We start from the raw sequence: 20314 nt of genomic DNA, 5'->3' as shown, positions 1-20314 counted from the left end.
CTGAGCAAACGCTCAGTCGGCCGCCGATTGTTCCAGGCGCACCACGACGGACTTGCTCGCGGGGGTGTTGCTGGTGTCCGCGGTGGCGTCCAGCGGGACCAGGACGTTCGTCTCCGGGTAGTAGGCGGCCGCGCAGCCGCGGGCCGTGGGGTAGTGGACGACTCGGAAGCCCGGGGCGCGCCGCTCGACGCCGTCCCTCCACTCGCTCACCAGGTCGACATACGACCCGTCGGCCGCGCCCAGGACCCGGGCGTCCTCCGGGTTCACCAGTACCACCCGGCGGCCGTTGGTGATGCCCCGGTAGCGGTCGTCGAGGCCGTAGATCGTGGTGTTGTACTGGTCGTGCGAGCGCAGGGTCTGGAGCAGCAGCCGGCCCTCGGGCAGTCTCGGGTACTCCACGGCGGCCGCCGTGAAGTTGGCCTTGCCGGTGGCGGTGGGGAAGCGGCGCTCGTCGCGCGGCGCGTGGGGGAGCGCGAAGCCGCCGGGGCGGGCCACGCGCGCGTTGAAGTCCTCGAAACCGGGGATCACACGGGCGATGCGGTCGCGGATGGTCGCGTAGTCCTTCTCGAACTCTTCCCACGGCACCGTGCTGCCGTCGCCGAGCACGCGGCGCGCCAGGCGGCACACGATGGCCGGCTCGGACAGCAGGTGAGCGCTCGCCGGATCCAGACGGCCACGGGAGGCGTGCACCATGCCCATGGAGTCCTCGACGGTCACGAACTGCTCGCCGCCGCCCTGGAGATCGCGCTCGGTGCGGCCGAGGGTGGGCAGGATCAGGGCATGCGCCCCCGTGACGGTGTGCGAGCGGTTCAGCTTGGTCGACACGTGCACGGTGAGACGGGCCCGGCGCATGGCCGCCTCGGTGACCTCGGTGTCGGGCGACGCGGACACGAAATTGCCGCCCATCGCGAAGAAGACCTTCGCCTCACCGTCCCGCAGCGCGCGGATGGCCCCTACGACGTCGTAGCCGTGCTCGCGTGGCGGGGCGAACCCGAACTCCTTCTCCAGGGCGTCCAGGAAGGCGGGCGCGGGCCGCTCGAAGATGCCCATCGTGCGGTCGCCCTGCACGTTCGAGTGGCCGCGCACCGGGCAGACGCCCGCCCCCGGGCGGCCGATGTTGCCGCGCAGCAGCAGGAAGTTCACGACCTCGCGGATGGTGGCCACGGCGTGCTTGTGCTGGGTGAGACCCATGGCCCAGCAGACGATGGTGCGCTTCGAGGCGAGGACCATCCGCAGGGCCTGCTCGATCTCGGCGCGGGTCAGACCGGTCGCGGTGAGCGTCTCGTCCCAGTCGGCGGCGCGCGCGGCCTCGGCGAACTCCTCGAAGCCATGGGTGTGCTCGCGGACGAACTCCTCGTCGACCGCGCCCTCCGTCTGGAGGATCAGTTTGTTGAGGAGGCGGAAGAGGGCCTGGTCGCCCCCGATGCGGATCTGGAGGAACAGATCCGTCAGGGCGGCACCCTTCAGCATGCCCTGGGGGGTCTGCGGGTTCTTGAAGCGCTCCAGGCCCGCCTCGGGCAGCGGGTTGACGCTGATGATCCTCGCCCCGTTCCCCTTGGCCCTCTCCAGGGCCGACAGCATGCGGGGGTGGTTGGTGCCGGGGTTCTGCCCGGCGACGATGATCAGGTCCGCCTGGTGGAGATCCTCGAGCAGGACGCTGCCCTTGCCGATGCCGATCGTCTCGGAGAGCGCGGAACCGGACGACTCGTGGCACATGTTCGAGCAGTCCGGCAGGTTGTTGGTGCCCAGTTCGCGGGCGAAGAGCTGGTACAGGAACGCGGCCTCGTTGCTGGTGCGGCCCGAGGTGTAGAAGACGGCCTCGTCGGGGGAGCCCAGCGCGGCGATCTCCTCGGCGACGATGTCGAAGGCGCGCTCCCAGGTGACCGGCTCGTAGCGGTCCGCCCCTTCGGGGAGGTACATGGGGTGCGTGAGGCGCCCCTGCTGCCCCAGCCAGTAGCCGCTGCGGGCGGCGAGGTCGGCCACGGGGTGCGCGGCGAAGAACTCCGGGGTGACCCGGCGCAGGGTGGCCTCCTCCGCGACCGCCTTCGCGCCGTTCTCACAGAACTCCGCCGTGTGCCGGTGGTCGGGCTCCGGCCAGGCGCAGCCCGGGCAGTCGAAGCCGTTCTTCTGGTTGACCCGGAGGAGGGTGAGCGCGGTGCGGCGCACACCCATCTGCTGCTGGGCGATGCGCAGAGTGTGTCCGATGGCGGGCAGCCCCGCCGCCGCGTGCTTCGGCTCGGCGACCCGCGGCGCGTCCTGAACCGGGTCCCCCTTGGGCGCCTTGCTGGCCATCGCGGTCCTCCCCTTCGCGTCCCACCTGTGAGGTGTGTCTCCGATCCTCGCACGGGCCGCCGACAAGGACGGCGGCCGGTCGCGCGAAGAGCGTGCTGGCTCCGCCATGTACACGCTTTCCCGACGCTTCGTCGCCCGGAGGGCGCGTACTGTCACGCCGTCTACTCGCGGCGGGCCCTCAGGCCGCGGGAGTCACGAGGCCGGGTCGCCCTCGGACCGAGGCGGGCCCGAGTGTCAGTGGAGCGTGGCAGGATCGGGGACGTGGCAGAAACAGCATCGAAGAAGACCGAGAAGACCTCCGGCGGCGGCCGTCCCCGGCTGATGCTCATGGACGGGCACTCACTGGCCTACCGCGCGTTCTTCGCGCTGCCCGCGGAGAACTTCACGACCGCGACGGGCCAGCCGACGAACGCGATCTACGGCTTCGCGTCGATGCTGGCGAACACGCTGCGCGACGAGGCGCCCACGCACTTCGCCGTGGCGTTCGACGTCTCCCGCAAGACCTGGCGCTCCGAGGAGTTCACGGAGTACAAGGCGAACCGCTCGAAGACCCCGGACGAGTTCAAGGGCCAGGTCGAGCTGATCGGCGAGCTGCTGGACGCGATGCAGGCCCACCGCTTCGCGATCGAGGGGTACGAGGCGGACGACGTGATCGCCACGCTCGCCACCCAGGCCGAGGCCGAGGGCTTCGAGGTGCTGATCGTCACCGGGGACCGCGACTCCTTCCAGCTCGTCACCGAGAACACGACGGTGCTGTACCCGACGAAGGGCGTCTCGGAGCTGACCCGGTTCACCCCGGAGAAGGTGTTCGAGAAGTACGGGCTGACGCCCGCGCAGTATCCGGACTTCGCGGCGCTGCGCGGCGACCCGTCGGACAACCTGCCGGGCATCCCCGGCGTCGGCGAGAAGACGGCCGCGAAGTGGATCAACCAGTTCGGGTCGTTCGCGGAGCTGGTGGCGCGCGTCGACGAGGTCAAGGGCAAGGCCGGGCAGAACCTGCGGGACCACCTGGAGGCGGTGAAGCTGAACCGCCGGCTCACGGAGCTGGAGCGGCACGTCGAGCTGCCGAGGGCGGTCACCGACCTGGAGCGGGCCGCGTACGACCGCAAGGCCGTCTCCATGATCCTGGACACCCTGGAGATCAGGAACCCCTCGCTGCGCGAGCGGCTCTTCGCCGTCGACCCCGGGGCCGAGCAGGCCGAGACGACGCCGGTCCCGGCGGACGGCGTCGAGCTGGACGGCGCGGTGCTGGGCTCGGGCGAGCTGAAGCCGTGGCTCGCCGAGCACGGCGACCGGCTCCTCGGCCTGGCCACGGTCGACGCATGGGGACTGGGCGTGGGCTCTGTGGCGGAGATCGCGCTCGCCGCGGCCGACGGGGCGGCGGCGTGGTTCGACCCGACGCAGCTGGACGAGGCGGACGAGAAGGCCTTCGCGCGGTGGCTCGCCGACCCGGCCAGTCCCAAGGTGCTGCACAACGCCAAGGGCGCGATGCGGGTCTTCCCCGAGCACGGCTGGTCCCTGGAGGGCGTGGCCATGGACACGGCGCTCGCCGCGTACCTGGTGAAGCCGGGCCGCCGTTCGTTCGCGCTGGACGCGCTGTCGCTGGAGTACCTCGGCAGGGAGCTGGCGCCCGCGGCCACCGCGGACGGTCAGCTCGCCTTCGGTGCCGACGAGGGCGCCGAGGCCGAGGCGCTGATGATCCAGGCCCGCGCGATCCTCGACCTCGGCGAGGCGTTCGAGGAGAAGCTCCGGGAGGTCGGCGCGGCGGACCTGCTGCGCGACATGGAGCTGCCCGTCTCCGCGCTGCTCGCCCGCATGGAGCGGCACGGCATCGCGGCGGACCGCGCGCATCTGGAGGCCATGGAGCAGCTGTTCGCGGCCGCCACCCAGCAGGCGGTGAAGGAGGCGCACGCGGCGGCGGGCCACGAGTTCAACCTGGGCTCGCCGAAGCAGCTTCAGGAAGTCCTCTTCGGTGAGCTGGGTCTGCCCAGGACCAAGAAGACCAAGACGGGCTACACCACGGACGCGGACGCTCTCGCCTGGCTCGCCACCCAGACCGACAACGAGCTGCCGGTGATCATGCTGCGCCACCGTGAGCAGGCGAAGCTGCGCGTGACCGTCGAGGGCCTCATCAAGACGATCGCGGCGGACGGCCGGATCCACACGACGTTCAACCAGACGGTCGCGGCGACCGGCCGGCTGTCGTCGACGGACCCGAACCTCCAGAACATCCCGGTGCGCACGGACGAGGGCAGGGCGATCCGCCGTGGCTTCGTGGTCGGCGAGGGGTTCGACTCCCTGATGACGGCGGACTACAGCCAGATCGAGCTGCGCGTGATGGCGCACCTGTCCGAGGACGAGGGCCTGATCCAGGCGTTCACCTCCGGTGAGGATCTGCACACGACGGTCGCGTCCCAGGTGTTCGGGGTGGCCCGGGACGCGGTCGACGCGGAGATGCGGCGCAAGATCAAGGCCATGTCGTACGGCCTGGCCTACGGTCTGTCGGCCTTCGGCCTGTCCCAGCAGCTGAACATCGAGGCGGCGGAGGCCCGGGCCCTGATGGACACGTACTTCGAGCGCTTCGGCGGAGTACGGGACTATCTGCGCCGGGTGGTGGACGAGGCCCGGGCGACCGGCTACACCGAGACGCTCTTCGGCCGCCGCCGCTACCTCCCGGACCTGAACAGCGACAACCGTCAGCGCCGGGAGATGGCGGAGCGCATGGCGTTGAACGCCCCGATCCAGGGCACGGCGGCGGACATCGTCAAGATCGCCATGCTGAACGTGGACCGGGCTCTGCGCGAGGCCGGCCTCGCCTCGCGCATGCTCCTCCAGGTGCATGACGAAATCGTCCTGGAGATCGCTCCCGGCGAGCGCCGGAGGGCGGAGGAACTGGTCCGCCGCGAGATGGCGGGCGCGGTCCGGCTGAGGGCACCGCTGGATGTGTCGGTGGGTGACGGAGGGGACTGGGAGTCGGCGGCGCACTAGCCCGCCGGGCACCTGCGCCGCGCCCCCGTCGACGACGACCTTCACCACCGGCGCCCCGGTGTGCGCCCTGCGGCCCCACAGCCGTGGCCCCGTCCCGCGCCGGCGGTTCGGGCCACGGCGCCCGTGGTCGGCGGCCGGGCGGCCGGGGTCGGCGGGCGTGGGTCGGCGGTCGGGGTCAGCGGGCGTCGGCCGGCGGCCGGGGTCAGCGGGTCGGCGGCCGGCTTCGTTCCGGCTGGGGGGCCGACGGGTCGGCGGGAGCGGGACGCAAAGCCCTGATCCCCGCCACATACACCGCCAGCCCGACGGCGAGCCCGGCGCCCGCCCCGAAGCACAGCGGGGGGATCACCTCCCAGGGCTTTGCGGCCGCCCCCCAGTACGCCCACCAGCGGGACGCCCGCTGCACCGCACCCACGGCCGCGCAGCCACCGATCACCGCACCCGCCAGCCACCGGTCGGCCCAGGACAGCAGCGGCACCCCCGGCCCCGCGGCCGGAGCGGCCGGCATACGCCGGAGCTGGACCGTCACGAACGCCGCGATCACCACGGCCGCCACCGCGGAGCTGCCGTACTGCGCATAGGTGTACAGGGGTGTTCCCGCGACCGGCCTCCCCAGCGCCGGGACCAACCGCATCCCCCAGCGGTCGAGATGGGTGAACGCATCCCAGACGACATGGGTCAGCGCACCCAGCGCCGCGGAGACGTACCACTGGGCGAGCAGCTCAAACGAGACCTTGCGGCGCGGTGTGCCACAGCGCACCAGGGCCGCCACCCGCCCCTGTGCCGCCGTCGGCAGCAGCGCCACCACCGGCTCCCGCAGCAGCAGCCACGCCCCCACCAGCGCCCACGCGATGAGCACGTCGACCGTGAACACTCCGGTGAAGGAGTGGGTGACGGCACCGAAGTCCATCGCCCCGGACACCGCGCTCGCCGCGAAATAGGTCATGTCGGGCGCGAACGAACCCGCGACGAGGACCGAGGGCACCAGTCGTCCGCGCCCGGATCCGTCTCCGCGTACGGCGGGCAGTACCGCCGCGGCATGGCTGAGGGTGAACGGCAAGTCGGCTCCCTCGGCAGACGTCGGCCGGGCACAACCACCCGGCGATCACAGACGTCCAGTATGAGGGACGCATGAATCGGGTGAGGCGAGCCGCCCGGTTCCTGTGTCCCGGCCCAAGGGCACATGACCAACTGGTGAAAACCGGGCGCCAACGGGTGCCGGGGCGATGGAAGTTGTCGTAGGGTCACTTGGTCGCCGTGCCGGGAGCGCGGTCATCCGGGCAGAGGGCGCACCACTACACAGGGTCGTCGACGGGAGGGATTCACTCAATGGCGGCGCATTTCGGCAGGAGGCTGCGCAAGGGGGCGGCCAGCACGGCTGTGGCCGCGGCCGCGGTCGCGGCTCTGGCGGCGTCCCAGGCTCCGGGAGTCACCACCGACGACCAGGGCAGACAGACCACCGGTGCGCAGGCCACCCCCGAAGCGGACGCCACCGCCCCCGCCGGCGGTGAGGGCACGGCCACCGGCAACGGCGGTTACTACACGGACCTCCCGCCGCTCAACAGCCCCACCGAGTCGCCCAGCCCGACCGTCGGTCCCACCCCCGGCGGCCCCGTCGGCACCGCGGAGGCCGGCATTCCGGCGACGGTCCTGGATGCGTACAAGAAGGCGGCCGAGGAACTCCGGCAGTCCAAGCCGGGCTGCAATCTGCCCTGGCAACTGCTCGCCGCCATCGGCAAGGTCGAGTCCGGCCAGGCCCGTGGCGGCGAGGTCGACGCGAACGGCACGACGTACTCCAAGATCCTCGGCCCGCTCCTGGACGGCAACGGCTTCGCGAACATCAGGGACACCGACCACGGTGCCTACGACGGCGACACCACCTACGACCGCGCCGTCGGCCCCATGCAGTTCATCCCGTCCACCTGGGCCTGGGCGGGCCGCGACGGCAACGGCGACGGGGTCAAGGACCCCAACAACGTCTACGACGCCGCCCTCGCCGCCGGTCACTACCTGTGCCGTTTCGACCGTGACCTGTCGGTCCAGTCGGACATGAACGAGGCGATCCTCGGCTACAACGCCTCGCAGGATTACCTGCACACCGTTCTGTCCTGGTACGAGTACTACCTCAAGGGCACCCACTCGGTCCCGGACGGCACGGGCACGGTGCCCCGGCGCCGCAGCGACTCCGGCGCGAGCCCCCGCCCGAAGCCCGGCGGGACCAAGGAGTCCGGCACCCACAAGCCCGGCCGCCCCCACAAGCCCGGCGGCACCACTCGTCCGCCCTCGGACCCGTCGACGCCGGCCACGCCCCCGTCAAAGCCGCCCACCGCGAGCGACACGGTGGACCGTCTGGCGGACGCCGGTACCGGCAAGCTCTCGGCCAGGACGGGCGACACCTTCGACCGGAAGATCGCGGTGACGGCCGTGACCAAGGCCGGCAAGGCGGTGCCGAAGGTCCGCGTGCGGTTCACCATCGTCGGCGGCACGGACGCCACCTTCACGGGCGGCGAGACCACGGCGACCGTCATCACCGACGGTTCGGGCAAGGCCACCGCACCGGCGCTCGTCGCCGGCCAGAAGACCGGCGACTTCAAGGTCCGCGCCCTCCTCGTGGGCCGCAAGGTCACCGCCGAGTACACGGCCACCGTCACCGAACGCCAGGCCGACACCCTCGCCCGCACCAGCGACACCGCGCTGACCTGCACCCCGGGAGGCGGGTTCGCGGACCAGGTCGAGGTGAAGGCCACGGACAAGGGCGCCGTCGCGGACGGCGTCGCCGCCACCGCGACCCTCGTCAAGTCGGCCGACGACCCGACCGAGAACGACAAGGGCCCCTACTTCAAGGACGCCGACGGCAAGACCGTCCGCACGCTCACGGACCTGAAGACCGACGCGAAGGGCCTGCTGAAGCTCCCGAAGCTGTATGCCGACGACACCACCGGCACGTTCCTGCTCCGCATCACCACCGCGGGCGGCGCGACCCTCACGGTCGAACTGAACGTCGCGGAGGCCCCATCGTCGCCCACCCCGAGCTCCTCGGACAGCAGCCCCTCGCCGAGCCCCAGCGCATCATAGGGCCGCACCGGCCCGCGGACGACGGCGGCGCCCCTCCATCCCGGAGGGGCGCCGCCGCCTTGTGCGGAACGTGTTCTCATCTCGCGCGCCCGTTGCTACGGTGCCGCACCTGATGGCTCGTCAGTTTTGCCCCGGGGAGGCCCCTATGCGCGCCCTCGCCGCCGCCGCGATCGGTCTCGTCGCGGCGCTCGCCCTGGTGTTCGCCCTGTCGGCCCTGGGTCCGCCGCCCGGCAGGACATCCCCGAAACCGCTGCTGACGACCGTCCCCAGCCATCCCTGACGGACGAGCAGGCCCCGGACGCCCACACCGCACGCACAGGGAGGACACCGAGATGCGACGCAAGGCCGGCCTGATCCTGCTCGCCCTCGCCGTGTTCTTCACGGCGCTGTCGCCCCTGCTGCGCTGGTACATCTTCCCGCGCCTGGTCAAGGTTCCCGCGAACCAGTACCAGACCATGGTCCTCGAGGCGAGGAACGCCACCCTCCTCGACTACGCCACCATGACCTCCCGTACGGTCCCGGAGGTCACCGTCGTGCAGACCCTCAAGGGCAACGTGGAGGCCGCGCGGAAGATCCGGAGGACGACGGGCCGGGACGTGGTGGTCTGGGACGGCCTGTCCTACGCCCAGGGCCCCGACGGGCAGATGGTCTCCCGCATCCCCGAGCGCTACATCTTCGACGCGCACAGCCAGCAACCCGTCCATGCCACCGGCGAGTCCGTCGACCAGGACCCCGTCCGGCGCGACGGCATCGAGTTCAAGTGGCCGTTCCTCACCCAGAAGAGGGACTACGAGTACTTCGACGCCCAGGCCCGCGTCACGGCTCCCATCCACTACGAGGGCACCCGGAGTTTCCGCGGTGTGACGGTCTACTACTTCGAACAGACCATCCCCTGGACGAAAGTTCCCTTCCCCAAGGTCATGCCCGTCAAGGGCGTCACCCCCGAGTGGGTCGCGAAGACCGGCACCACCCGCTGGTACACCACGGTCCGCAGATTCTGGGTCGAACCCCTGACCGGGGCGCCGGTCTACGGCGAGGAGATCCACAGGGAGGAACTGCGCGGCGGCACGCTCCTCGGGGGCCGCGCCAAGGTCACGGCGTTCGCGGGCGACGTGAAGATGCGCGAGGACTACATCCGGTCGACCGTCGCGCTCGTCAAGCACAACCGCCTGCCGATCCTGCTGTTGACGTCCTATCTGCCCTGGGGCTTCCTCTCCCTGGGCCTCTGTCTGCTGGCGCTGTCGCTCTGCCTGGAGGCGCGCGGCCGCCGCCCGGCCGGCCCGGCGCCCGCTGAGCCGGCCGAGCCCGAGCCGGTCAGCGCCTGAGCCGCGCGTTGGTGTGCCGGGTCGGCTCCGCGGAGGCGGGGTCCTCGGGCCAGGGGTGCTTGGGATACCGGCCCCGCAACTCGGCCCGTACGGCCCGGTAGCCGTCCCGCCAGAAGGAGGCGAGATCGGCGGTGACGGCAACCGGCCGCCCTGCGGGGGACAGCAGATGCACCAGCACGCGCACGCCGGCGATCCTCGGTGACTCCTGGAGCCCGAACATCTCCTGGAGCTTCACGGCGAGGACGGGCCGCTCCGGGTCGCCGTAGTCGACCCGCACGGCGGACCCGCTGGGGACGGTGATCCGCTCCGGCGCCAGCTCGTCGAGCCGGGCGGCGTCCCCGGTGGACCAGGGCAGCAGCCGGGAGAGAGCCTGTCCCGCGTCGATCCGCGCGAGGTCGGCGCGCCGCCGCGCACGGCTCAGCTCGGGCTCCAGCCACTCGTCCCCGCGCGCGTGGAGCGCGTCGTCGCCGACGTCCGGCCAGGGCTCGGCCAGGTGCAGCCGCAGGAAGGCGAGCCGCTGCCGCAGCACCCGGGCCCCCGGCGACCACCGCAGCAGGCCGAACCCCTCCTCCCGCAGCCCTGTCAGCAGGGCCTCCCGTACGAGGCCCGGGGCCGGGTCGCGCAGTGAACGGACCGTCAGCTCCACGGCGCCGAGCCGCTCGACACGGCGGGCCACGACGTCCCCGTCGGCCCAGCCGACCTCCTCGCCCTCGTCGTGCAGGGCGGCCGCGGCCCCTCGTGCCGCGTCCTCGTCCACCACCGTGGCGAGCCCCACGCGCGCGTGGACCGCGCCGACGGGCCGGTCGGCCACGGCGACCGCGAGCCAGGGGGCACCGCGCAGTCCCGAGCCGTCCCCCAGCTCGGCACGGGTGCCGTTCACCATGAGGTAGGAGCCGCCGTCGAACCGCGCGAGCCGCTCGGGGAAGGCGAGGGCCGCGACGAGACCGGCCACCTGATCGTCCGGCGCGCTCGTCGGCCTTGTCGGCTTCGTCGGTCGCGGCGCGTGGGGGAGGGCTCCGTCGGCATGGGTGGGGCGGTCGACCGGGACGACGCGGACGCGGTCTGGGTCGGCGGGGCGGCTGTCGGTGTAGGTGGGGACGCGGTCTGGGTCGGCGGGGCGGCTGTCGGTGTCGGCGGGGCCGCGGTCTGGCTCGGTGGGGACGCGGTCTGGGTTCGTGGGGTGGCCGTCGGTGTCGGTGGGGAGGTCGACCGCCCGCGCGGAGAGGCCGTCCGCCGCCGAGCGGAGTCGGCGCACCTCGTCCCGCCAGCGGGCCGCGTACGCGTCGCTCCCGCGCCGGGCCGCCCGCCAGGCCGCCGCCAGATCGTCCCCGTACTCCCTCGGCGGCTCCTCGCTCAGCAGGGCGACCACCTCGGCGGCCCGGTCCGCGCCCACCTCCGGCGCCGCGTCCAGCAGCGCCCGGGCCAGCCGTGGATGCAGACCGAGCCGGGACATCCGCACACCCCGTTCCGTGGCCCGCCCCGTCGCGTCCACGGCGCCCACCGCCGTCAGCACCGACCGCGCCGCCGCCATCGCCCCGCCCGGGGGCGGGTCCAGGAGCGCCAGCCCGGAGGCGTCCGGATCGCCCCAGCACGCCGTCTGCAACGCGAACCCCGTCAGATCGGCGAGCCTGATCTCCGGCGCCGGGAAGCGGGCCAGCCGCGCGTCCTCCGCCTCGGGCCAGCATCGGTAGACCCGGCCCGGCGCCTCACGCCCCGCCCGGCCCGCTCGCTGCCGTCCCGCCGCCTGCGAGGCCCGTACGGTCGTCAGCGCGCTCAGCCCGCGGGCATGGTCCACCCGCGGCTCCCGCGCGAGCCCGGAGTCGACGACCACCCGCACCCCGGGCACCGTCAGCGACGACTCGGCGACGGCCGTCGCCAGGACCACCCGCCGCCCGGCGCCGGGGGACAGCACCGCGTCCTGCACGGCCGCTGGAGCCCGGCCGTGGACCTGGAGCACCTCGACATCGCCCAGGCCCCCCAGCTGCCCCGCCACCCGGGCGATCTCCCCGACCCCGGGCAGGAAGCAGAGGACGTCGCCCTCGCACTCGGCGAGCGCCCGCCGCACCACCGACGCCACATGCGCGAGCAGCGCCGGGTCCACGCGCAACCCGTGCGGTGGCCGCACCGGGCGCGGAGGCGGGGCCCACACCACCTCGACGGGATGCGACACCCCCTCCGCCTCGACGACCGGGGCCCCGCCCAGCAGCCGCGCCCAGCCCTGCGCGTCCGTCGTCGCGGAGGCCGCCACGAGCCGCAGCTCGGGCCGCAGGGCCTCCCGCACATCGAGCAGGAAGGCGGCAGCCGTGTCGGCGTCCAGGTGCCGCTCATGGCACTCGTCGAGCACGACGACGCGCACGGTGTAGCCGATGCTGTGGCCGGGCTGCTCCCCGAGCAGCCACGCCATCCGCCGGGCCGCGGCCCGCGCGGCGATCCGGCGCGGCTCGGCGACGACCACACGGCGCGCCGGGCCGCCGCCGACGAGCCCGGCGAGGACCAGCGGCACAAGGGTCGTCTTGCCGGTGCCGGGCGGAGCGCACAGCACCGCGACACCGCTCCTCGAGCGCGTTCCGGAGGGCGGGGACGGCGGAGCGGACGGGAAGGCGGTCGAGGGCGTCGTGGCGGATCACTACACCAGTTTCCCAGGCGGCGCCGCCACGGTGTCAGGGAAGAAGGCCGCCACGGTGTCAGGGAGGAAAGCCGGCACGGAGTCAGGGAATAAAGCCGGCACGGAGTCAGGGCAGAAAGTCGTGCTGGCACCGGCGGCAGAACTGTTTCCGGTGCCAGTCGGCGCGTTGCCTCGCCGCCTGGGCCACCCTGTCGCGCAGCGACACCAGCCAGAGGCCCCCGCCGGCCACCCCGACGAAGCCGAGCCACGCTTCGCAGACGAGGAGGGCGCAGCCCAGGGTGAGCAGCCCCAGCGGTGCGCTCCAGCGCTCGTCGTGGAGCGCGGGACGTGCGAGCTGCTGTGCCCCGGCCCGCCGGTCGGCCGGAAGCGCCCTCCAGTGCGCGCTGAGCTTCATGGTCCTGTCGCTCCGCTTGCAGACCGGACAGACGTGCATGCGCGTACCCCCCACCGCGTGGCACCGCTGACCGCAGCCTCGAGGGCGACTTGTCGACTCATTGGTTCTGCCCGGCCCGCATGGCGGGCACACGCGGCCGGCTGCCCGCGCCGCCGATGGGCCGGAACCCGGCCGGAACCGCCCGGGGCCGCCCCTTCAGCCCCGCTCCCGCACGGTCAGCCCCGCCGGCGCGCCGTCAGTCCCGGTCGCACACGAAGATCGCCGTACCCGGGATCAGGCCGCCCCGCAGCGGCGACCAGCCGCCCCACTCCGCGGTGTTCCAGGCGGGCCACTCGGGCTCGACCAGGTCGACGAGCCGGAAGCCGGATGACGCGATGTCCCGCACCCGGTCACCGAGCGTGCGATGGTGCTCCACGTAGACCGCCCGGCCCCGCTCGTCCTGCTCGACGTAGGGCGTGCGGTCGAAGTACGAGGCCGACACCGACAGACCCTCGGGGCCCGGCTCGTCCGGGAACGCCCAGCGGATCGGGTGCGTCACCGAGAAGACGAAGCGGCCGCCGGGACGCAGCACCCGGTGCACCTCGCGCAGGACGAGGACCGGGTCCGCGACGAACGGCAGCGCGCCGTACGCGGAGCACGCGAGGTCGAAGGAGCCGTCCCGGAAGGGCAGCATGGCCGCGTCGGCCTGGACCAGGGGGAAGGTCCCGCCGATGCGCAGGGAGTGCTGGAGCTGGCGGTGGGAGAGGTCCAGCGCCACCGGACGGGCGCCCTGCCCGGCCAGCCACCGGGAGCACTGCGCCGCGCCGGCGCCGATCTCCAGGACGCCCTTGCCCTTGAGATCCCCGGGTGGGCCGAGCAGCTCCGCCTCGGCCTCGTCGAGCCCCTCCGGGCCCCAGACGAAGCGGTCGTCGCCGAGGAAGGTGCCGTGCTCGATCTGGTACTCGTCCGCGTTCCGGTCCCACCAGCCCCGGTTGGCTCGGGAGCTCTCCGTGACGCCCGCGGCACGTCGGGTGGCTTCCGGCTCGGACTGCTCGGGCTCTTGGATGATCGGCTCCCTCGTCGTACTCTTCCGTCCATCCCGCCTCGGTGGTGTCACGGAAGAGGTGTCTCAGGCCTGCGCGGCCTCGTGGCGTGTCCGGTATACGGGTGGTGTCGCAGGCCGCCTTGTGCCGGGAATGCGGCGATCCGCCCCGGGTGTGCGCGTTCGCGCATTGACCCTGTCCGGCTGCCCCCGTATGCTACAAGTTGCGCTGCGGGCCTGCGCACCTCAGACGTAGCAGGCTGCGCTCGCATCTGTTGTATGTCCCCTCGGTTCTCGAGGCGCTGCCACCAGTGAATGGTGGGGCGCTTCCTTGGCTGTCCGGCTTCTACAGAGCGAAACGGGCTCCCGGCGTAAGCAGTGCCTACGACTTCAATGTCCGTACCGGAGCCCTTTCCCACATGACGAGCAGCACCGAGACCACCGCCACCACCCCGCAGGTAGCGGTCAACGACATCGGTAACGAGGAAGCCTTCCTCGCAGCGATCGACGAGACGATCAAGTACTTCAACGACGGCGACATCGTCGACGGCGTCATCGTGAAGGTCGACCGGGACGAGGTCCTGCTCGACATCGGTTACAAGACCGAAGGTGTCATCCCGAGCCGCGAACTCTCGATCAAGCACGACGTCGACCCGAACGAGGTCGTTGCCGTCGGCGACGAGATCGAGGCCCTCGTCCTCCAGAAGGAGGACAAGGAAGGCCGCCTGATCCTCTCGAAGAAGCGCGCCCAGTACGAGCGTGCCTGGGGCACCATCGAGAAGATCAAGGAAGAGGACGGCATCGTCACCGGTACCGTCATCGAGGTCGTCAAGGGTGGTCTCATCCTCGACATCGGCCTCCGTGGCTTCCTCCCGGCCTCCCTGGTCGAGATGCGCCGCGTGCGTGACCTCCAGCCGTACGTCGGCAAGGAGCTCGAGGCGAAGATCATCGAGCTGGACAAGAACCGCAACAACGTGGTCCTGTCCCGCCGCGCCTGGCTCGAGCAGACCCAGTCCGAGGTCCGCCAGACGTTCCTCACGACCCTCCAGAAGGGTCAGGTCCGCTCTGGTGTGGTCTCCTCGATCGTCAACTTCGGTGCCTTCGTGGACCTGGGTGGCGTCGACGGTCTGGTCCACGTCTCCGAGCTGTCCTGGAAGCACATCGATCACCCGTCCGAGGTCGTCGAGGTCGGCCAGGAGGTCACCGTCGAGGTCCTCGACGTCGACATGGACCGCGAGCGTGTCTCCCTGTCGCTGAAGGCGACCCAGGAAGACCCGTGGCAGCAGTTCGCCCGCACCCACCAGATCGGCCAGGTCGTGCCCGGTAAGGTCACGAAGCTGGTTCCGTTCGGTGCGTTCGTCCGCGTGGACGAGGGCATCGAGGGTCTGGTCCACATCTCCGAGCTGGCCGAGCGCCACGTGGAGATCCCGGAGCAGGTCGTCCAGGTCAACGACGAGATCTTCGTCAAGGTCATCGACATCGACCTCGAGCGCCGCCGCATCAGCCTCTCGCTGAAGCAGGCCAACGAGTCCTTCGGTGCGGACCCGGCGTCGGTCGAGTTCGACCCGACCCTGTACGGCATGGCCGCGTCCTACGACGACCAGGGCAACTACATCTACCCCGAGGGCTTCGACCCCGAGACCAACGACTGGCTCGAGGGCTACGAGAAGCAGCGCGAGGAGTGGGAGCGCCAGTACGCCGAGGCGCAGCAGCGCTTCGAGCAGCACCAGCAGCAGGTCATCAAGAGCCGCGAGGCCGACGCTGCCGCCGCTGCCGAGGGTGGCGAGGCCGCCGCTCCGGCCGCGACCGGCGGTTCGTACTCCTCCGAGGGTGGCGACACCTCCGGCGCCCTGGCGTCGGACGAGGCGCTGGCTGCCCTGCGCGAGAAGCTGGCCGGCGGCCAGAGCTGAGCGCTCGCCGCTAGGCGGTAGCTGTTGACTGAGGGCCCACCCCCCATGGGGGGTGGGCCCTCAGGCGTGTCCGACCAGAGGCGACCGCCCGAACCGCAGGAGGGGGCAGCTCACGGACGCGGGCCCGGGAATGCCCACGTGCCGGAGCGCGTTGTGCCGGAAAGAACACGAGGAGGAGCGGTCCACAGTGCTTGATCCGCAGGGTTTGTACGCATGGGAGCCGAAGGGGCTCGCCGTCGTCGACATGGCGCTAGCCCAGGAGTCGGCGGGCCTGGTCATGCTCTACCACTTCGACGGATACATCGACGCGGGCGAGACCGGCGACCAGATCGTCGACCGGCTCCTCGACTCGCTGCCTCACCAGGTCGTGGCGCGCTTCGACCACGACCGGCTCGTGGACTACCGCGCGCGCCGTCCCTTGCTCACCTTCAAGCGGGACCGGTGGACGGCGTACGAGGTCCCGTCCATCGAGGTGCGTCTGGTCCAGGACGCCACCGGGGCGCCCTTCCTGCTGTTGTCCGGTCCCGAACCGGATGTGGAGTGGGAGCGGTTCGCCGCCGCCGTCGGGCAGATCGTGGAGCGGCTCGGTGTCCGTCTGGCCGTCAACTTCCACGGCATCCCCATGGGTGTGCCGCACACCCGCCCGGTGGGCCTCACCCCGCACGGCAACCGTACCGACCTCGTGCCGGGCCACCGCAGCCCCTTCGAGGAGGCGCAGGTCCCGGGCAGCGCCGAGTCCCTGGTCGAGTACCGGCTCATGGAGGCCGGGCACGATGTCCTGGGCGTCGCCGCGCATGTCCCGCACTACATCGCCCGCTCCCCGTACCCGGACGCCGCGCTGACGGTTCTGGAGGCCGTCACGGCCGCGACGGGACTCGTCCTCCCGGGGATCGCGCACTCGCTGCGCACGGACGCGCACCGCACGCAGACGGAGATCGAGCGCCAGATCCAGGAAGGCGACGAGGAGTTGGTCGCGCTCGTCCAGGGCCTGGAGCACCAGTACGACGCCGCCGCGGGCGCCGAGACGCGCGGCAACATGCTCGCGGAGCCCGTCGAGATCCCGTCCGCGGACGAGATCGGACAGGAATTCGAGCGTTTCCTCGCGGAGCGCGAGGGCGAGGGCTGAGGGCCGAGGGCACGGCCTGCCACCGCGACTGTCAGTGGCAGGCCGTAGGCTTCCCGTCATGCTGAAGGTGGGCCTGACCGGCGGTATCGGCGCCGGCAAGAGCGAGGTGTCGCGGCTGCTCGTGGAGTGCGGGGCCGTGCTGATCGACGCGGATCGCATCGCGCGCGAGGTCGTGGCGCCCGGCACTCCCGGGCTCGCGGCGGTCGTCGAGGCCTTCGGTGGGGACGTGCTCACCCCCGACGGCAGCCTGGACCGCCCCGGACTGGGCTCCCTCGTCTTCTCCGATCCCGGGAAGCTCGCCGTCCTCAACTCGATCGTGCACCCCCTGGTCGGCGCCCGCTCCCGTGAGCTGGAGACCGCCGCGCCCGAGGACGCCGTGGTCGTCCACGACGTGCCCCTCCTCACGGAGAACGGACTCGCCCCGCTCTACGACGTGGTGGTCGTCGTCGACGCGAGCCCCGCCACCCAGCTCGACCGGCTCGTCCGCCTGCGCGGCATGACGGAGGAGGACGCACGGGCGCGCATGGCCGCCCAGGCGTCGCGCGAGAAGCGCCTGGAGATCGCGGACATCGTCATCGACAACGACGTCCCCCTGGAGGAGCTGCGACGGCAGGTGAGGGAGGTCTGGGCGGATCTCGTGCGCCGGGCCGGGCGCTCACCGGAATAGCGATCGCCGCGGGGAGCGTTGAATCGCTCCAGTAAGGGAAGGACTCAGCCGTGCCCGAGATCAGCGATCCCACCGGACGTAGTCCGGAGACCCATGTGATCGACTTCCGTGCCGCCGAGCAGTTGCTCGCCGCACGGGATCCGCGGGGCGCGGTCAAGCTGCTGGACGGCGTGATCGCCGCGCACCCCGAGAACACGGCCGCGCGACTGCTGCGCGCGCGTGCCTTCTTCGCCGCCGCGCAACTGCGCCCCGCGGAGCTGGAATTCAGCATCGTGCTGGAGCGTGAGCCGGACAACGCGTTCGCGCACTTCGCACTGGCCCGCACCTATGAGCGTCAGGCGCGGCCCGAGGAGGCGAAGCGGCACTTCCGGCTGGCGGCCGCGCTGGACCCCAACCCGCAGTACCTGAAGGCGGCGGGCTTCGACTCATAGCCCGGACGCGGAGTCTCGGATCGCAGCCCCACGGCGCGCTTCGGATCGTAGCCCGGACACGGCGGGCTTCATGGTCCGGACACGGCGGGCTCGGGACCGTAGCCCAGAGGTGGCGGCTTCGGCCCCTGTCCGGACGGCCGCGGAAGCACGAGGGCCGCTACGGCCCCTACCAGCGGCGCCGGCCTGGCGGCGGATACGGCGGGACGTCGCGGCCCGGCTGCCAGTGGGGCCCTTGCCGGATGTGCCGGACGATCATGGCCATGTCCGCGGTGATCACCAGCCACAGCACTCCGCACGCGATCGCCCAGCCCGGCCGTCCCACCAGCGCGAAGATGACCGTTCCGAAGGTTGCCCAGGCCAGGCCCCAGACGCTCAGCCAGAAGCGCATCCGCAGCGCACTGCGCGCCGTCGCCGGTTCACTGCCCGTACGCATCACCATCATCACTCCTGACCGGTCACGTACCCTTCGTGGTGCATGTTCACCATGGAACGGCGACCGGAATCCGGAGGCGCGGGGGCGCGGCCGGGGTCACCAGGGGAGGCGATGGTGCTGCTGGAGGCGGTGCGGGCGGACGCGAGGCTCGCCGAGTGGCTGAGGGACCTGGAGCGCGAGGACGCCGCGGGCGTGGCCGTCGTCCTGCCAGAGGCGGACGAACTGCCCGACATCCTGCTCGACCTGGCCGTACCCCACGAGGACATCAACGAAGTCGTCGCGCTGCGGGTCCGGCTGGGCCGGGACCCCGAGGCGATGAGGCTGCTGGCGCGGTGCGTCACCCGTTTCGTGCGCGACATGGGGGAGATCGGGAAAGCCTGTGAGCCGCCCCTGTTCCCGGCCTCGGCCGGGGCGCTCGGGCGGTTCTTCCATCTCTACGTCTTCGTCGCCTCGCTTCCGTATGTGCGCGCGTACCACCGGGAGCGCGGTGTTCCGGAGGAGGTGACCCGCCGGACGCTGGCGGATCTCGGACGCCAGGTCGCGGTGCACCGCAGACGACGCGGCACCGGGGGACTGCTGTTCCCGTGGTGGCCGGCGCTGCACTTCCACGGAGAGCTGTTCCAACTCGGGCGGTTGCAGTTCCAGCGCGGACGGCTGGGGGAGCGCACGGGCCGGGCCGTCGCGGCGGCGGGGCACGGGCTGGGGCCCGGCGACCTGTGCCTGGAGCTGCACATACCCGGCTTCCGGGGCCCGCTGTCACCGGCTGCGTGCGAGCGTTCCCTGGCCCTGGCACGGGAGTTCTTCGCCCGTCACTACCCCGACGAGCGCCATGAGATCGCCGTGTGCCACTCGTGGCTGCTGGATCCGCAGCTCAGGCGGTATCTGCCCGCCGGCTCCAACATCATCCGTTTCCAGGACCGCTTCGAGATCGCGTACGAGGAGACGGCACCCGACGACGGGGTGCCCATCGGGTTCGTCTTCGGCGATCCCGACCTGCCGGTGGTGGAACTGCCGCGGCGCTCGAGCGTCGAGCGGGCGGTGGTGGACCATCTGCGCGCGGGCGGGCACTGGTACACGGGTCACGGCTGGTTCGCCCTGTGAGCCGGGCGCGGCGGCCGGTCATGACCGCCCGCCGTCGTCTCGACCTCGCCGTCCCCCTCCTCAGCGGCTGCCGGAGCCGCTCCGCCCCTGAGCCCGGTCACGGCCCCTCGACCCGCCCTGGCCACCGGTCCCGCTCTGGCCACCGGTCCGGCCCTGGCCACCGGACCCACCCTGGCCACCGGTCCGGCCCCGGCCACCGGACCCACCCTGGCCACCGGTCCGGCCCCGGCCCTCGGCCCGGCTCTGGGCGCCGAGGGCTTCGGCGTAGCCGTCGTACGGACTGCCGGGTGCCGTGCCCAGACCGCGCAGGCGTTCCATCTCGCGGCGGTCGCGCTTGGTGGGACGGCCGGCGCCGCGGTCGCGGATGCCCGCCGGAGCCACGGCCTCGCGGGGCGGCGGGGGAGGGCTGTTGTCGACATAGCACTGGACCGCCACCGGGGCCCCCACCCGCTTGCGGATCAGCCGCTTCACCACGACGACCCGCTCCCCGCCCTCGTGCCGCAGCCGTACCTCATCGCCGATCCGCACGGAGTGCGCGGGCTTCACGCGCTCGCCGTTGACCCGGACGTGCCCGCCCCGGCAGGCGGTGGCGCCGGCCGAGCGGGTCTTGATGAGCCGCACGGACCAGATCCAGCTGTCGATGCGCACACTCTCGCCGGGCGCCGGGCCGGCCGCCTCGGCGGCGGCCACCGCGGCAGCGGTCTTCGGGTCCCTGCCCTGGGCGGCGGCGTCGGGGTCCGGGGTGTCCGCACCGGACTCCCGGGGTGCGGTCTCGCCGCCGTCCCGGCGGGGCCCGGACTCCTGGTCCGTCGCCGTCGCGCGGGATGCCCCGGTCCCGCCCGCCCTCTCGTCGTCGGTGCCTTCGGAAGCCATGTCCCCGACCTTAGCTCGCCGGGCCCCGTGCACCCGACGCCTTTTCCGCGGGCCC

At 72.3% G+C, this 20314-nt stretch carries 16 protein-coding genes; 9 read left to right on the top strand and 7 right to left on the bottom strand.

Annotated features, from left to right (window positions below; all coding sequences use genetic code 11):
• Window positions 1-12: 12 nt before the first annotated feature.
• Window positions 13-2292 carry an FdhF/YdeP family oxidoreductase gene (locus tag ACIP94_RS01115; RefSeq protein ID WP_402417848.1) on the bottom strand — a complete coding sequence of 760 codons (2280 nt, stop codon included), beginning with the start codon at window positions 2290-2292 and terminating at the stop codon, window positions 13-15.
• A gap of 261 nt (window positions 2293-2553) precedes the next feature.
• On the opposite strand from ACIP94_RS01115, the gene polA reads away from it, so the two are divergent.
• Window positions 2554-5280, top strand: a complete 2727-nt coding sequence (gene polA / locus ACIP94_RS01110; protein ID WP_402417847.1) for a DNA polymerase I — start codon at window positions 2554-2556, stop codon at window positions 5278-5280.
• A gap of 202 nt (window positions 5281-5482) precedes the next feature.
• Here polA and ACIP94_RS01105 read toward each other — a convergent pair whose 3' ends face one another.
• Entirely contained in the window at window positions 5483-6337 is an 855-nt protein-coding gene (locus ACIP94_RS01105; RefSeq protein ID WP_402417846.1) for a DUF4184 family protein, read from the bottom strand.
• Between the two features lie 269 nt (window positions 6338-6606).
• On the opposite strand from ACIP94_RS01105, the gene ACIP94_RS01100 reads away from it, so the two are divergent.
• From ACIP94_RS01100 to ACIP94_RS01090, 3 genes are all read left to right on the top strand, one after another.
• Window positions 6607-8352, top strand: coding sequence for a lytic transglycosylase (locus ACIP94_RS01100; RefSeq protein WP_402417845.1), 1746 nt, complete (start codon window positions 6607-6609; stop codon window positions 8350-8352).
• A 145-nt stretch (window positions 8353-8497) separates the two neighbouring features.
• Window positions 8498-8632, top strand: a complete 135-nt coding sequence (locus tag ACIP94_RS01095) for an SPW_0924 family protein (RefSeq protein ID WP_402417843.1) — start codon at window positions 8498-8500, stop codon at window positions 8630-8632.
• A gap of 52 nt (window positions 8633-8684) precedes the next feature.
• Entirely contained in the window at window positions 8685-9677 is a 993-nt protein-coding gene (locus ACIP94_RS01090; RefSeq protein ID WP_402417842.1) for a DUF3068 domain-containing protein, read from the top strand.
• Here the strand turns inward: ACIP94_RS01090 and ACIP94_RS01085 are convergent.
• From ACIP94_RS01085 to ACIP94_RS01075, 3 genes are all read right to left on the bottom strand, one after another.
• Window positions 9667-12219, bottom strand: coding sequence for an ATP-dependent RNA helicase (locus ACIP94_RS01085; RefSeq protein WP_402417840.1), 2553 nt, complete (start codon window positions 12217-12219; stop codon window positions 9667-9669). The two genes, ACIP94_RS01090 and ACIP94_RS01085, sit on opposite strands and share 11 nt — an antisense overlap.
• Before the next feature lie 190 nt (window positions 12220-12409).
• Window positions 12410-12697 (bottom strand): hypothetical protein, encoded by a 288-nt coding sequence (locus ACIP94_RS01080; RefSeq protein WP_402417838.1) that lies wholly within the window; start codon window positions 12695-12697, stop codon window positions 12410-12412.
• Window positions 12698-12932: 235 nt separating this feature from the next.
• Entirely contained in the window at window positions 12933-13793 is an 861-nt protein-coding gene (locus tag ACIP94_RS01075) for a class I SAM-dependent methyltransferase (protein WP_402417836.1), read from the bottom strand.
• 344 nt (window positions 13794-14137) lie between these two features.
• Between ACIP94_RS01075 and rpsA the strand changes: the two genes are divergently transcribed.
• The 4 genes from rpsA to ACIP94_RS01055 all read left to right on the top strand — a co-directional run bounded on the left by rpsA (window position 14138) and on the right by ACIP94_RS01055 (window position 17852).
• Entirely contained in the window at window positions 14138-15628 is a 1491-nt protein-coding gene (gene rpsA / locus ACIP94_RS01070) for a 30S ribosomal protein S1 (RefSeq protein WP_310775576.1), read from the top strand.
• A 187-nt stretch (window positions 15629-15815) separates the two neighbouring features.
• The gene (locus tag ACIP94_RS01065; protein ID WP_402417834.1) at window positions 15816-16754 is read left to right on the top strand and encodes a PAC2 family protein; all 939 of its coding nucleotides are present in this window, start codon (window positions 15816-15818) and stop codon (window positions 16752-16754) included.
• Between the two features lie 58 nt (window positions 16755-16812).
• The gene (gene coaE, locus ACIP94_RS01060; RefSeq protein WP_402417833.1) at window positions 16813-17421 is read left to right on the top strand and encodes a dephospho-CoA kinase; all 609 of its coding nucleotides are present in this window, start codon (window positions 16813-16815) and stop codon (window positions 17419-17421) included.
• Window positions 17422-17471: 50 nt separating this feature from the next.
• Window positions 17472-17852: a tetratricopeptide repeat protein gene (locus ACIP94_RS01055; RefSeq protein ID WP_402417832.1), complete on the top strand. Its 381-nt coding sequence runs from the start codon at window positions 17472-17474 to the stop codon at window positions 17850-17852.
• Window positions 17853-18018: 166 nt separating this feature from the next.
• On the opposite strand, the gene ACIP94_RS01050 is transcribed toward ACIP94_RS01055, so the two are convergent.
• Window positions 18019-18294 carry a DUF6343 family protein gene (locus tag ACIP94_RS01050; protein WP_402417831.1) on the bottom strand — a complete coding sequence of 92 codons (276 nt, stop codon included), beginning with the start codon at window positions 18292-18294 and terminating at the stop codon, window positions 18019-18021.
• 105 nt (window positions 18295-18399) lie between these two features.
• On the opposite strand from ACIP94_RS01050, the gene ACIP94_RS01045 reads away from it, so the two are divergent.
• Window positions 18400-19386, top strand: a complete 987-nt coding sequence (locus tag ACIP94_RS01045; RefSeq protein ID WP_402420281.1) for an acyltransferase domain-containing protein — start codon at window positions 18400-18402, stop codon at window positions 19384-19386.
• 60 nt (window positions 19387-19446) lie between these two features.
• Here the strand turns inward: ACIP94_RS01045 and ACIP94_RS01040 are convergent, their stop codons facing one another.
• The gene (locus tag ACIP94_RS01040; RefSeq protein ID WP_402417829.1) at window positions 19447-20259 is read right to left on the bottom strand and encodes an RNA-binding S4 domain-containing protein; all 813 of its coding nucleotides are present in this window, start codon (window positions 20257-20259) and stop codon (window positions 19447-19449) included.
• Between the last annotated feature and the right edge of the window lie 55 nt (window positions 20260-20314).

This window comes from Streptomyces sp. NPDC093261 (assembly GCF_044753645.1).
In the GTDB taxonomy this organism is placed as follows: domain Bacteria; phylum Actinomycetota; class Actinomycetes; order Streptomycetales; family Streptomycetaceae; genus Streptomyces.
This window is presented reverse-complemented; position numbering and strand designations above follow the sequence as displayed.

Coding starts and splice junctions, on each gene's coding strand:
- ACIP94_RS01050 (WP_402417831.1), bottom strand. CDS start 18,294: ATGATGGTGATGCGTACGGGCAGTGAACCGGCGACGGCGCGCAGTGCG.
- coaE (WP_402417833.1), top strand. CDS start 16,813: ATGCTGAAGGTGGGCCTGACCGGCGGTATCGGCGCCGGCAAGAGCGAG.
- ACIP94_RS01115 (WP_402417848.1), bottom strand. CDS start 2,292: ATGGCCAGCAAGGCGCCCAAGGGGGACCCGGTTCAGGACGCGCCGCGG.
- ACIP94_RS01095 (WP_402417843.1), top strand. CDS start 8,498: ATGCGCGCCCTCGCCGCCGCCGCGATCGGTCTCGTCGCGGCGCTCGCC.
- ACIP94_RS01040 (WP_402417829.1), bottom strand. CDS start 20,259: ATGGCTTCCGAAGGCACCGACGACGAGAGGGCGGGCGGGACCGGGGCA.
- ACIP94_RS01100 (WP_402417845.1), top strand. CDS start 6,607: ATGGCGGCGCATTTCGGCAGGAGGCTGCGCAAGGGGGCGGCCAGCACG.
- ACIP94_RS01090 (WP_402417842.1), top strand. CDS start 8,685: ATGCGACGCAAGGCCGGCCTGATCCTGCTCGCCCTCGCCGTGTTCTTC.
- ACIP94_RS01080 (WP_402417838.1), bottom strand. CDS start 12,697: ATGAAGCTCAGCGCGCACTGGAGGGCGCTTCCGGCCGACCGGCGGGCC.
- rpsA (WP_310775576.1), top strand. CDS start 14,138: ATGACGAGCAGCACCGAGACCACCGCCACCACCCCGCAGGTAGCGGTC.